Here is a 14,060-nt window from a genome sequence, read left to right on the forward strand (position 1 = left end):
GAATTCCTTACTTACTCTCTCTACTTAGAAAGACGCATGATAGGAATGAGAGGATTCATTTCAATAAAAAGTCCTTACCCGCTTTGTCTAACAGGAAAGGACTTTTACTGAAGGAAAGGTTTATAGTGAATAATAGAGAACGCCCTCTTTGTTTTGTACATGTACCTGATGAACCATCACCAATAAATCAATGTGTCCCAAGGTTTCAGAAATAACGAGCGGTAATTCCTTGAGATAAAGAAGGGGAAATAACAGGACAGCTAATTCAAATGCAGTCTTTGGGCCATCAAGCAAAAATCGACGAATAGCATTGGTACGTTCCCAGGTTTTCTGTAATCGTTCAAAAATGAGCTCACGACTATTCTCGATCGGCTCCCCATGTCCAGAAACCACCAGTTTAATATCCATCGCCGCACACATCTCCAATGCGGTCCGATATTGCACCAATGTTAGTGGTCGAGTCGTACTCCGATCTCGTGGTGGTTCAATAAAAGCATTTGAGGAAATAGAAGAGATCAAGTGATCGCCTGCTATTAATAATTGATCAGAGGCCCGGTACAGGGATAAATGAGATTGAGAATGTCCTGGTGTAAACAACACTTGCCACTCTGGAAAATGAGGCAGAGCTTGCTCATGCACAAGTGATTCTTCCACTGTGCTTTTTTCTTGGAAGATTGCCATCGTGCCACGAAATTTTTCTACAATCGATAGTAGTTTCTCAGGTAGGCCACACTCTTTATACAGAGCAATAAAAAATTCATCATGAAATCGCATGAACTCCTCATCTTGTTCTACATATGGGGATGCTAGAGGATGAGCATACACCTTTGCTTTCGATATGTTCTTTACTTTCTCCAATTGTCCAATATGGTCCACATGGTGATGTGTAAGCACGATTTGCCTAACGTCTTCCACACGATATCCAATCGTATTTAGTCCATTCTCTAGACTGATCCACGCCTCTTCTGTTAACGGACCCACATCTACCAACGTGATACATTCTTGGCCTTCAATCACATATACGTTCACATCTCCTACAGAAAATGGAGTGGGTAGCGGAATTTGATACACTCCCCTTGCAACCTCTGTCGTAGTCTTTGACAATCTATTTTTTTTTGATACGGCAGACATTCTATCTCCCCCAGATTTTTACAGATAGCATTTTCTCATAGCCTACCATATTTTTCCTGATTCACTCTTTCTTACCTGATTTCGCCCCTCTTGCTTTGCTTTATATAAAGCGACATCTGCATCGTGAAATAGTTCTTCGGCTGAACGATTTTGTTGAACATCCCTACTCCACATAGCAACTCCACTGGAAACCGTAACACTTGGTTTACTTTCTTGCTGTATACGGATGCGAATTCGTTCTGCTATTTTACTGGCTACCAGCACATCAACATGTGGTAGGTAGATAGCTATCTCTTCTCCACCCCATCTTGCTGGAATATCGCTGTCTCTAATACAGTTTTTAATAACAGAAGCTACCTTATACAAAATTTCATCCCCAACAAGATGACCATAGGTATCATTAATTTTCTTAAAGTAATCAATATCGATTAAAATTAAGGAGCCCTGTTCATCAGCAAGTAAGGATTTTTTCACATTTTCATTTAAGTATCTACGTGTAAAAAGCCCCGTTAAATTATCGGTAATAACCATACGCTCCACTTCACTTAACAATAGAGCATTCGTAATAGCTAGGCTAGTATGTTGTCCAAATAGTTCGAGTAATTTATAGTCATCATAGGTAAAGAAATTAGGCTTATGATCTGCCACCAGTAAGAGTCCTGATACTTCTGAATCTTGTAATAAAGGCACCCCCATCACAGAATCATAAGGAAACAAATGATGAGGTAGATTAGTAAAGCAGTCTAAAGAAGGCAGAATTTTCCGCTTATCAATTAAAATCTCAGCAATCGGTGTAGCTGAAATAGGTACTAATTGTCCGATCTGATCGCTCTTCGATGAAGAGATGATTTGCATTCGCTCACCGTCTGGTGCTTTTTGTAGGATAGCAGAATAACTCACATCAAATGTTCTGTGCAACATCTTAGTCACGAATTCAAGTATATCTATCATGTTTAAACTACGATTAATCTGCTGGGCCATCTCATTGATTAAACGTAACTCACGAACCATGTCACGTGATTGCTGATACAACTGAGCGTTTTCAAAAGCGTTACCTGCTGTTTCCGCTAAAATAGAGATATATTCGGTCTCTTTAGAAGACAAATTAATGATTTCATGCGTTGCTAATTGAAGGATGCCATAAATCCCTTGTCTACCATGCAATGGAGCAGCGACAAAAGTAATCGCTTGCTCTTCTATGATCTCTTGACCCATCATTAGTTTTCCTTCAAGGTAAGCCTGCTGGCTGACCTGATTATGTTGTTTTTGTAAAGAGAAGGTCTTGATGGGTAAATTTGTTTCCATTTCCATAGTAAGATACAATTCCGCTGAAAAATACGGGTATAATTGCTTTATGCTTGCAAGTACTCCAGCTAGTACATCGTTTACATCAATCGAGGCGTGAATTTGTTTTGTCAGTTGATAAAGAAGTTCTTTCTTTTGACTTTCCCGCAAGATATCGTGCATGTGCAAAGTCCTATGCAACTGATGGCTAACCTGCTCCCCAGTCGTATGTAGCATCTCTATATCCAATCTGTCTAGACATTGCTCTTCTTTATCGGATACATGGAGAATGAGTGCCGCGATTGGTTCTTCTTCCACATAGATTGGGTACATCGCAACGCACGAGTCTTCTTGATAAACCTCTGCTTTTTTAGATACAAAGCAGTTTAATACCTGATGTAATTTGGACCCTGTATATACAGCGGGATCTGTTGTGAAACGTTCTTGGGGCAACAAAAAACCATTTTCATCCAATTTAATAAGCGAACAATGTCCCCTCCCTACCGTAGCATGTAAACCGTTAACAACTGTCTTCATAAATGGGATGGCATCCTTACATTTGCTTGCTTCCACTACTATTTCACTAGCCATACGCTGAATAAACCCTTTATACCCAAGCGAATATAATCCTTTTACCATTTCACCGTAGGTTTGTATATTGACCACAGCTTCCTCTACGCAAGTAAGAATACCCGTGATCGCATGTATGTCATCTGGTTGAGGACCTAAGACTTGCAACAGCCATTTGTAATCACCACACTCAGTAGTAACTCGCTCCTTACTAATCACCTGACCGCTCTTCCAAGCCTCAGGTATCTCCTGTTTAACTAAATCCTCCATGGCATCTTGAAAAAAAGTTGGAGGCAAATGTGCCGGGAGTGTTCCCAATTCATAGGTAGCGATTACACCACGCTCTGGAGTAGCAAAGAAAAGGAGCCCTGGTGCTTGTATGGGCCAAGAAGGCAGAAAAAAGGGAACAACGCTATCAAATAATTTACCTACTGTTCCTATTTGCGTTCGTGTCCGCAATGCTGATTCCTTCTTCCTCTATATTAATCGGTTATGGTTTCCTCTAGGTGGTCAACTCGACTTATCTCCATAACTTTCCACGATTTATTCTCCACATGCAGAATGGTGATTCCGGTATTGCCAATTTTAGTGATGCCCGTACCAAGTTGGCCATCTGTAATATAATGCAGAAAAGCATTAATTAGTCCCCCGTGGCTTACCACTGCAATTTTTTGGCCAGGATGTTGCTCAATTATTTCGCCTAGGACGCGATCAGCCCGTTCTTGCATAGCATGATAGGATTCGATCCCACAGATAGACTGATGTGGCTCAACCTCTAACATATCTTTTTGTACATCAGCAAGATGGCGCCCTTCCCAATCGCCATAGCAACGCTCACGCAATCCGCGTACTTTCGTTACAGGAACAGGAATCTGTTGACGTTCTCCTACACGTTTCGCCGTCTCAAAGGCACGTTTTAAGTCGCTTGAGTACACATGAGTAAAACCTTCTAGGGCAAGTCGATTCGCTAGCTTTTCCGCTTGCTTATACCCCAGTTCGTTTAAATCGGTATCCGTATGACCTTGTATTTTCTGTATATGATTCCAATCCGTTTCTCCATGTCGGATTAAGTATACGATGGTTTCCATGTTAGTAAGACACCCTACTTTCCTTGCATGAATATGTACAATTTAATTATAATGGATATAATCACGAGATACTAGAATCTTCAAAATCTAATAACACATTTTTCCTATTTTTTAATTTCCACTGAAACACTCAAAACTCCTCTTTCGTTTCACCCTTTATAGAACGCCATCATGACTTCCTTGTGGTACTTACCTCCTTATTGATTCCGTTATATATATGGCAGTTCCATGTACTTACATTACCTATTTCAGATGTAGGAGGTTTTATTTATGCATTCATGGATACGTTCAGTAGGCTTGATTAGCATATCGGGAGTATTATTTCTTCCGGGATCCATGGTTGAGGCTAAAACAACACAAAAATCAACTCAACAGTATGTCCAGCCTGTAGCTCACAATGTTAGCCAGTCCAAATTAACAAAAGAACAAGCCTTCTCTCTTGCGTCTGAGTTCGTAAAGGAATGGCCTAGCATGAATCCAGTTCTTAGTGATAGCTCCTTTACGTCCAATGAAGATACCGATTCGTCTCCCACTTGGAGCTTTACTTGGGAGAGTAGTGACAACATTGATCGAAGAATCCTTTGAAAAGAAAAAGCAAAACGATAGGTTTGACACAATTTCTCTCAGGATTGATGCAAAAAACGGCAACGTACTAAAATACACCCTCCTCCCTTCTGACGAGGAGAAAATGAATGAAGATACAAACAAAACTCCAATAGCTCCAGAAAAATTACAAAAGCTTGCTATAGATACTGTACAAAGACTAGCTCCTTATCAAGCTCAATCCTTATATTTAGATACGGTTGATCATGATGATGAACCAAGATATGACGGTACTATGGAAAGTTCTTTTAAGTTCCAGCGCTATATTCATGGAATAATCGTTTCAGAAGGTGCCAGTGTCTACCTAGATCAGAAGACTGGGGAATTACTTTCATTTTACTCAGCAATTAGTCAAGATAGCTTCCCCCAAAAATTACCGACTTACCTCTCCCTAGAAGAAGCAAAAGAAAAGTGGCTTCAACAACTGGAAGTAAAATTAACTTATCAAATGAACAAAGAGGATAATAGTGAAAAAAAACAACAAACGTCAAATTCACAACCCTTGACGCTCACTTATACATTACAACCCTCTAACCAAAAAAACTATACGCTAGACGCAGTCACTGGTAAGTGGATTAATTTTTATACAAATAAACCCGTTGAGGTAAATCGCACAGAACCAGAGGATTTACATAAGCTTCCTACTGACAGGCAAAAAGCATTACGGATTATGTACGAATACAACGCAATCGAACTTATAGATGGAGAGATAAAGCCTAAAGAACCCATAAAGCGCGGTGAGATGATCAAGATGCTAGTAGCTATCATTAGCAATGTTAATTATGATGATGAATTTATACCTAAAAAGCCTAGCTTTCATGATGTACCTACTAGCTCCCCTTACTTTGGCGCTATTGAGTATGCCCTTGAACGCGGATACATTTCTCCTTCCCAAAACAAGACCCTACAACCAGAAAAACCGATTACTAGAGCTGAATTAGCAGAATCGTTACCGCACTTGGTATTATGGAAACGACTAATCAAAGCTTTAAGCCAGATTGCACCTGTGACTCGTGAAGAAGCCGCTATCTATTTCCAAAAATTCTTAGAGGCTTACAATAAAAAGGCGCCTGAAGAATCTCTATTTATTAAGTCTCGGTATTAGTCTTATAGCTAAGCTTGATTTTGCCAGCTAATTCCGACTGCTATTCTAAGACATTCTCTTGACTTTACCTAGAGCCAACATATAGAATAAGAGTTATGTTTGAATAGGGTAGCATTGATTGTAGGTAAAAACAGAAGGAATACGAGGCTTGCCTTTTAGTTTCACCCCCTTTGCCTTTTGACTGCGGCTGTTTTTCAAGAGGAGCACGATGCGGAAACGCTACCGTCTGAAGTTCGTGTATGAAGATGAAACTTGCCTTTTGGAAGTAAACACCTACGAATCCAAATTAAAGGAGAATGAGCATATGTCTCGTTATACAGGACCACGCCACAAGCTGGCTCGCCGTCTAGGTATCTCTCTAGATGGAACAGGAAAAGATCTTAAACGCAACTTCGCACCAGGACAACACGGACAAAGCCGCCGTAAATTGACTGAGTACGGTATTCAGTTGCAAGAAAAACAAAAACTACGTCATATGTTCGGTGTAAACGAAAAGCAATTCCGTCGCACTTTCGAACACGCTCAAAAAATGAGAGGCGTATTGGGTGAGAACTTCATGAAGCTTCTTGAATCCCGCCTTGATAACGTAGTTTTCCGTATGGGCTTTGCTGCAACTCGCCCAGCTGCTCGTCAGTTGGTTAACCATGGTCACATGACTGTTAATGGTAAAAAACTTGACATCGCTTCTTACCGCGTACAACCAGGAGATGTTATCACTCTTCGTGAAAAATCTCGTGGCCTTGCTATCGTGAAAGAATCTTTGGAAGCTCGCTCTTTCGTACCAAACTACATCACTTTCGATGATAACAAAGTAGAAGGTACTTTCACACGTCTACCAGACCGTTCTGAAATGCCTGCTGAAATCAACGAAACTCTGATCGTTGAGTGGTACAGCCGTTAGTCTTTACTTGGAAACATCAAGCTCCACATCCTTTGGGTGTGGAGCTTTTTTATGGTTACACGACAATGTTCGATAAAAAAACGCTTTCTTTCCCTCAGGCCTATTGCGTATTTAAAAGCTTGGCTGTTGGTAGCCACCCATGATGTAATGTCAGAAAACATCAAAATTTAGAGGAATAGACTAGTATTTCGAAACCTTGACGTTACATTTGCGTCAATTATTAGGGAGAGTTTTTCGTTCATGCAACAATAACTTATCAAACGCAGAATCTAGTATAGAAGAGCTGTTTCTACAAGAGGTACGTTCAGCTTACGCTGCGTTCTATTTTTCCACACTGCATATAAACAATACGAGGTGTGGATATTATTCTGACCTAAAAACGCCATCATTCTTGGTTTTCGGTCATTTTCCAGCCAAATTATCTATGGCTCGACATGATTCTACCCCAGTATTTTTACTTATGGTATAATGGGGCTGATCTTTTAAGGGGGAAAGGACGTATATGCAGAATAAAGATGCTTCTGCCAAGAGGCCTAGACGTAAAATAGGGCAACGCGGCAGAAAGAAGCACCCTGTGCAAGCAGTTCTTGCATTCTGTTTTTTGTTAGGATTTATGGGGCTGTTTCTCGTAGGTGGGGTTGCTACGGGCTACATAGCTGCTCTTGTGAAAGATGAACCGGTCCGAAGCAAAGAAGAAATTCAAGAACTCTTGTTTAGCAAGTTTCAAACAGGGTTTGCCTACTATCAAGATGGTTCCTTGATCGGTCAGCTTCGAGCCAAGGGAGAAGATCGCCGGATGGTCAAAATTTCGGAGATTTCACCCGCACTCATTAACGCCATCATTGCCACAGAGGACAAGTATTTCTATGAACATAGTGGAATAGTTGTTCAATCTACCTTACGTGGAACCATTCAAGAGCTTACTAAACAAAGTGTTGTAACAGGTGGTAGTACGCTTACACAACAATTGATTAAACGTACCATCCTCTCACCTGAAGTAAGCCATAAACGAAAAGCAAAAGAGATTCTTCATGCCATACGAATTGAGAGAATGTTTAGCAAGAATCAGATTTTAGAAGCTTACATGAATGACGTTTATTTTGGTAAAGACGCCAATGGCTCTAACATTTATGGCGTTCAAGCAGCCGCAAAAGGGATTTTTGGCAAAGATGCTAGCAATCTTGATCTAGCCGAGGCCTCTTATTTAGCTGGACTTCCGCAAAGTCCTATGGCCTACTCTCCTTTTAATAAAGAAGGGTACCGTCGTGGACTAGAGCGCCAGAAAATGGTGCTAGAACGAATGAGAGAGAACAATTACATAACAGCTGCTCAACAACAACAGGTCCTCTCCACTAATTTACAAGCACATCTCGCCAAACCAGAAAAACGTGCGTACGCAGAGCACCCATTCCTCATGATGGAAATAGAAGAACGTACAGCTGAGGTTCTGTTGGACCAAAAGCTATTAAAAGACGGTCGTGATAAATCACAAATTGGCCGTAATGAATATCGTCAGCTTCTAGAGGAACAACGACGTCAGATTCTACAAAAGGGCTATCATGTGTACACGACTGTGCACAAAGAAATCAATACCGCCATGGAAAAGATCGCTGCCAATCCAAAAAACTTTGGTAGTAATCGTACATATTATGTAACACGTGGTGGAAAAAAGGAAAAGATCGAAAACGCCCTAGAAGAAGTAGGCGCTACGCTCATTGACAACAAGACAGGTGCCATAATCGGCATGATGGGTGGGCGTGACTTTAATGTTGAACAAACCAATCACGCAACCGCACCACGACAGCCTGGTTCAGCTATGAAACCAATTGCCGCATATGCGCCGGCACTTGAGCTGGGTCTCTTACAGCCTGGTAGCCCGATTGACGATTCACCTGTACTATTGGCAGATGGCAGCAAAGGTACTCACTTGCCACTTAACTGGGATCGTAAATACCATGGGATGATGAGTGCTCGTGAAGCTCTGCGTCAATCCTGGAACGTACCAGCTATTAAAACGTATTTGAAAGTCGGAATTCCGACCGCTTTAGACTATGTTAAAAAAATGGGTGTCACCACACTGGTCGATAGTGATAATTATGCGGCTACCGGAGTTATCGGTGGGCTAGCGTATGGTCTCAACAGTGAGGAAATTACCAATGCTTTTTCTACGTTTGCTAACGATGGAAACTTTGTAGATGCCTACATGATTCAAAAAATCGTGGATAGCCGTGGAAATACTGTTTATGAGCACAATGTCTCACCTGTTAAGGTATTTAGTCCACAGACCGCCTACCTGATGACAGACATGATGCGTACTGTCGTTAACTCTGGTACTGGTGCTTCTGTACGACGAAATGTACCAAATGGTGTAGATATTGCCGGAAAAACAGGAACTACCAACGATTCCTTCGATCTTTGGTTCGTAGGCTACACACCGGATGTTACCCTTGGTGTATGGACAGGCTATGATGTTCCAACTACCATTCCTGGTTCAGCACAACGCCGACCAATGGAAATTTGGGGCAAGGTTATGACAGAGGTCTTTAAAATTGATCCAAAAGTGGCCGATAAATCAGCGAAGTTCAATAAACCAAGCGGTATTGTCAGCGCAACAATTGATAGTAAGTCCGGCTTATTACCAAGTGAGCTATCTAAACAAACCGGCCACGTTATTACCGATTTGTTTAATCAAAGATTCGTACCAACCAAAGTGGATGATTCTCATCAAAAAGTTCGTGTCGTTCAAGTCGGTGAAGTTCTCTATCTAGCTCAGGAAAATACACCAGATGATTTTGTTACAGAGGGCGTCTTCTTTAAGAGTCCAGAGCCTCTTCCATCCTCTGATCAAATTTCCGCAAAAAATAGCAAGGTTGGCACCAAACCGGCGGATTGGGCAGAGCGGATGCCAGAAAAAGAAGATCCACGTGTAGCAGTGGATGGTACACCTTCCGCTCCAGCAGGCGTTACTACTGCTCGATCAGGTAGTGGCACTACCCTTACATGGAATGCCAGCCCAGAGGAAGATGTACTTGGCTATCGTATCTATCGCGCAAGTGTAAACGGCGGATTTGAAAAAATCGCAACCGTTAAAGACCCAAAAACAACAAGCTATACGGATACTGGCCGTAATGACCATGGTTATTATGTGACAGCTGTTGACCTCTCAGGCAACGAGTCCCAAGCTTCTTCTACGTCAGGTGGTGTGGACGGAAACATAGTTATCCCAGGTGATAGTAATCCACCTGTACAGCCAAACCCTGACCACAATCAACCAGGCACTGAAGTGGACCCTATTGTTCCACCTGATAACGGTCAAACTACACAACCTCCAGTAGCTACAAGCGCACCTAGTAAAATTCAAGGTGTTAGTGCTTCTAAAACCGCAGATGGAATTAAAGTTAGCTGGAAAAAAGGGCCAGCAAAAGATCACATTACTGCATACAACGTTTACTATGCTATGAATGGCACAACCAACTATCAATTGATGGATTCAGTAGCCGAAACAAGCTTTGTATTAACTACAAACGAACCTGGAGGTAGCTTTTACATCACTGCAGTTAATACCTATGGTGAATCTGCTCCCTCTGCTCATGCAAAAGTAAAATAAATAACCATCTAAAGACTGTTGGGGTATCCCCCAGCAGTCTTTTTTCCATCCATGACAGATTCTTGAATTTTCAAAAAGATAAGACTCCTTTTGTATAGAATAAGATATACTAAGCATGAAGATTCGTGGGAAGCGATGGTGAGGCCTAGTGATTCATAGGAAAACATTTTATCAAAAAGAAGTATGGGTTAATAATAACCAAATTATAATTGAAGGCCCAGTTTGCTCTAAAGACTTGGCTAATATGGAATTTGATGAAGGCTTAAAAGCATTTCGCTCTCCCAAACAACAACACGAAGCTCTAGTTGAAATTGCTGACCTACCCGAAGGACGAATTATTGTGGCACGCCATGAAAATGCAGTCTTAGCTTACGTCACCTTCCTACATCCTGACCCACTGGAGCGTTGGTCCATGATTAAAATGGATGATTTACTTGAGCTAGGAGCTATTGAGGTAAGCTCAAAGATACGTAAGGGTGGTATAGCAAAACAGATGCTAGAAGTGGCTTTTATGGACGATGCATTGGAAGATTACATTATTTTATCAACCGAGTACTATTGGCATTGGGATTTACAAGGAACAGGATTAAGTGTCTGGGACTATCGCAAAGTGATGGAGAAATTGATGGGGAGTGTTGATATGATGTGGATGGCCACCGATGATCCCGAAATTTGTTCGCATCCAGCAAACTGTCTAATGACTCGAATCGGTAAACGAGTTCCTCTTGAAAGTATGACTACCTTTGACAGCATGCGTTTTCAATCACGTTATATGTATTAAGAATTTATGCTCTTGATTGAAAGGAGTTTGTCTATGCGTTTAGAAGATTTTATGCGCAAACAGGTAGTCACAGCTACCGCAACCACAAGTATACGCGAAGCATTAGCCCTCTTAAAGCAAAATCGCATTCGCCATCTACCGGTCCTAGATAATCAAATTCTTGTCGGAATCGTCTCCGACCGAGACCTACGTGATGCACTCCCCTCTTCTCTATACACCAGATCCGATGACCATATTATCATGACCAGACCAGTACAAGAGATTATGAATACAGAGGTTATAACCGCTCACCCTCTTGATTTTCTTGAGGAGGCTGCCAAAACCATGTACGAGTACAAAGTGGGGTCATTGCCAGTGCTCGAAGAAAACAAATTAGTTGGCATTGTTACAGAATCTGATATTTTATATAAAATGATTGAACTGTTTGGTGTAAACAAAGCAAGCTCTCAGATAGAAATAGAAGTAGAAGATCGCTACGGTGTGTTAGCGGAGGTAAGTCAGGTTATTCGTGAATCTAAAGTAAATGTGAGCAGTGTTATTGTATTTCCCTCAGCCACAGAAGGTAAAAAAAATCTGGTTTTTCGAGTGACAACCATGGATACTCGCACGGTGACAAGTATGTTACGTGACAAAGGCTTTCATGTACTCGACCCGATCAGGGGTGAATTCCTACGTGACTAGTACCCCCCGTCTAATCTATTCAGCTGACTATACCAAATATTTTTTTCATGAGGAACATCCCTTTAATCAAAGACGTCTATTACTCACATATGACCTCATGCAAGCTTATGGATTACTAACTCCAGAAAATATTATGGCTCCACGCCATGCCACCGACGAAGAATTACTGCTCGTACATGATCCACGATACCTAGAGATAGTGAAGCGACAGGGTACCCAACAAGAAGAATTACCGCTTGCAGCAAGCTATGGCTTAGGTACCGAAGATGTCCCCATATTTGCAAATATGCATGAAGCCACATCTCTTATTGTGGGAGGAACTATCTCGGCAGTCGATATCGTGATGAATGGACAGGCGGAACACTCCTTTAATCCTGCTGGTGGGTTGCATCATGCCTTTCGTGGGAAAGCATCCGGCTTCTGTATTTACAACGATTGCTCTGTAGCAATCGCATACATACGCAAACATTGGAATGCCCGCGTCTTGTATATTGATACAGATGCCCATCATGGTGACGGCGTTCAATGGGCCTTTTATGACGACCCCAATGTCATGACGATCTCCCTGCATGAGACAGGAAAATATCTTTTTCCAGGTACAGGAAATGTAACGGAGCGTGGAGATGGCCAAGGCTTTGGTTATTGTGTAAATGTACCACTTGATGCTTTCACCGAAGATGACTCTTTCCTAGAAATTTACGAAGCCCTCCTCCCTAGAATCGCACATGGTTTTCAACCTGATATTATCATTACTCAAAATGGTTGCGATGCCCACAACTACGATCCCCTCACACATTTGAGTTGCTCTATGCGTATCTATCAGCACATCCCCCGACTTGCCCATAAACTAGCTCATGAGTTATGTCAAGGAAGATGGGTAGCCGTTGGCGGTGGAGGCTATGATATTTGGCGTGTTGTTCCTCGTGCTTGGACTCTACTATGGAGCGAGATGACAGATCAATGGCTATCAGACGGTCCACTTCCCACTGAATGGTTACAAAAATGGCTGCCGTACAGCCCCTTGGAGTTACCTACCTGTTTGTTTGATGATGTGAGTACTTTCATGACGATTCCAAGGCGTGGTGAAATTAGCGAAAAAAATCGTCTATCTTTGGGAAAAGCAATCTTGCATTCTCCTCATCGGTGACTTATTATCTTAACTTTCCTATTTTTCTCTAAAATTCAATCTCTTTAAGAGGAAAGATTTTTACGTATCCTTTCTAAAAAATAGGAAGAGGTATGCAGATACCGCATACCTCTTCTCTTACCATATCGATAGCACCTACACTATTACACTACTAAACGGATAGTATTGCCAAACGGATCTTTCGTAATCATTATTTCGTTTTCTTCTTTGATGGATGCCCCGAAACTTTTCACCTGCTGAACCATTCTTTCTCTCGATTCCTCGTCAGGTAATACCAGCGTATAAGATTGTAATCCAACGCTATTCGGACTTGGCGCAGATGCTCCAGCGCTTACCCATGTATTCAAACCGATATGATGATGGTATTTTCCTGTTGATATAAAGAGTGCCTGACTCCCATATCTAGATACGACTTCAAATCCAAGCCCCTGTGTATAAAATTCCTCTGCCTGCTGTAAATTCGCTACCTGTAAATGGATATGTCCCATGATCGTACTACTTGGTAGTCCCTTCCAGTTTTCTTCTTTATTCTCTTGCAAAAGACCTTCGATATCCAAGGGTTCTGTGCTCATTCCTACAGAGTCGCCCTCCCAAACCCATGTTTCAGATGGTCGATCTACATAAATTTCAATTCCATTCCCATCAGGGTCTGCTAAATAAACGGCCTCACTAACAAGATGATCAGAAGCTCCCTGTAACGGATAGCCTTCTTGAAGAAGATGTAACAGAGTATTAGCCAAATCAGCACGGCTAGGAACTAAGAGTGCGAAATGATATAATCCTGTCTTCCATGGTTCTTTCGGTGCTACATTATCTGGCTGCTCAATTGTTACCAGTGGTGTTTTTCCATTAGCAGTAAAAACTACTTTTGTTTCCGTACGATCGAGAATCTGAAGTCCCAACATATCTTTGTAAAATGCTATAGAACGCTCTATATTTTCGATGATAAGATGAACCTGACTTACAAATGTATATGGATATCCATGGAATTTCATTCTTTCCAACCCCTTTTGCTCATATATGATCTTACATTTCTTATTAATTGATTAAAAGTAAGTTGATTACTTATTGTAAGTATATAGAATAACAAAGTTCTTGTCAATTCATTATCTATCGTAACGTACCAAGAGGGATTCTCCCACTCCGATTGGAAAGGAAAAAC

General features: G+C 41.4%; 11 protein-coding genes. 7 read left to right on the top strand and 4 right to left on the bottom strand.

Annotated elements, in window-relative coordinates; genetic code table 11:
* Positions 1–120: 120 nt before the first annotated feature.
* The 3 genes from ACQV1I_RS20655 to ACQV1I_RS20665 are packed head-to-tail and all read right to left on the bottom strand — an operon-like array spanning position 121 to position 4,073.
* The gene (locus tag ACQV1I_RS20655; RefSeq protein ID WP_116334714.1) at positions 121–1,131 is read right to left on the bottom strand and encodes an MBL fold metallo-hydrolase; all 1,011 of its coding nucleotides are present in this window, start codon (positions 1,129–1,131) and stop codon (positions 121–123) included.
* A 42-nt stretch (positions 1,132–1,173) separates the two neighbouring features.
* Entirely contained in the window at positions 1,174–3,444 is a 2,271-nt protein-coding gene (locus tag ACQV1I_RS20660) for a sensor domain-containing diguanylate cyclase (protein ID WP_094700733.1), read from the bottom strand.
* A gap of 23 nt (positions 3,445–3,467) precedes the next feature.
* Complete coding sequence (locus tag ACQV1I_RS20665) at positions 3,468–4,073, bottom strand: histidine phosphatase family protein (protein ID WP_104033543.1); 606 nt, start codon at positions 4,071–4,073, stop codon at positions 3,468–3,470.
* 270 nt (positions 4,074–4,343) lie between these two features.
* Between ACQV1I_RS20665 and ACQV1I_RS20670 the strand changes: the two genes are divergently transcribed.
* The 7 genes from ACQV1I_RS20670 (at position 4,344) to ACQV1I_RS20700 (ending at position 12,898) form a co-directional block, all read left to right on the top strand.
* The gene (locus ACQV1I_RS20670; RefSeq protein ID WP_236645873.1) at positions 4,344–4,658 is read left to right on the top strand and encodes a hypothetical protein; all 315 of its coding nucleotides are present in this window, start codon (positions 4,344–4,346) and stop codon (positions 4,656–4,658) included.
* Positions 4,582–5,781 (top strand): S-layer homology domain-containing protein, encoded by a 1,200-nt coding sequence (locus tag ACQV1I_RS20675; protein WP_328588860.1) that lies wholly within the window; start codon positions 4,582–4,584, stop codon positions 5,779–5,781. Before ACQV1I_RS20670 ends, ACQV1I_RS20675 begins: the two co-directional genes overlap by 77 nt.
* Before the next feature lie 304 nt (positions 5,782–6,085).
* Complete coding sequence (gene rpsD, locus ACQV1I_RS20680) at positions 6,086–6,682, top strand: 30S ribosomal protein S4 (protein WP_116334727.1); 597 nt, start codon at positions 6,086–6,088, stop codon at positions 6,680–6,682.
* A 502-nt stretch (positions 6,683–7,184) separates the two neighbouring features.
* On the top strand, positions 7,185–10,289 hold the full coding sequence (locus ACQV1I_RS20685) for a penicillin-binding protein 1A (protein ID WP_116334713.1): 3,105 nt from the start codon (positions 7,185–7,187) through the stop codon (positions 10,287–10,289).
* A 148-nt stretch (positions 10,290–10,437) separates the two neighbouring features.
* Positions 10,438–11,070 (top strand): GNAT family N-acetyltransferase, encoded by a 633-nt coding sequence (locus ACQV1I_RS20690; RefSeq protein ID WP_116334712.1) that lies wholly within the window; start codon positions 10,438–10,440, stop codon positions 11,068–11,070.
* 33 nt (positions 11,071–11,103) lie between these two features.
* Positions 11,104–11,751 carry a CBS and ACT domain-containing protein gene (locus tag ACQV1I_RS20695; protein ID WP_116334711.1) on the top strand — a complete coding sequence of 216 codons (648 nt, stop codon included), beginning with the start codon at positions 11,104–11,106 and terminating at the stop codon, positions 11,749–11,751.
* On the top strand, positions 11,711–12,898 hold the full coding sequence (locus ACQV1I_RS20700; protein WP_197261133.1) for an acetoin utilization protein AcuC: 1,188 nt from the start codon (positions 11,711–11,713) through the stop codon (positions 12,896–12,898). Before ACQV1I_RS20695 ends, ACQV1I_RS20700 begins: the two co-directional genes overlap by 41 nt.
* A 143-nt stretch (positions 12,899–13,041) precedes the next feature.
* On the opposite strand, the gene ACQV1I_RS20705 is transcribed toward ACQV1I_RS20700, so the two are convergent.
* A complete protein-coding gene (locus ACQV1I_RS20705) occupies positions 13,042–13,893 on the bottom strand; it encodes a VOC family protein (protein WP_094700739.1) in 852 nt (283 codons plus the stop codon).
* Positions 13,894–14,060 lie beyond the last annotated feature (167 nt).

The sequence above is a fragment of the Brevibacillus sp. JB24b genome, assembly GCF_051713385.1.
GTDB lineage: Bacteria > Bacillota > Bacilli > Brevibacillales > Brevibacillaceae > Brevibacillus_B > Brevibacillus_B laterosporus.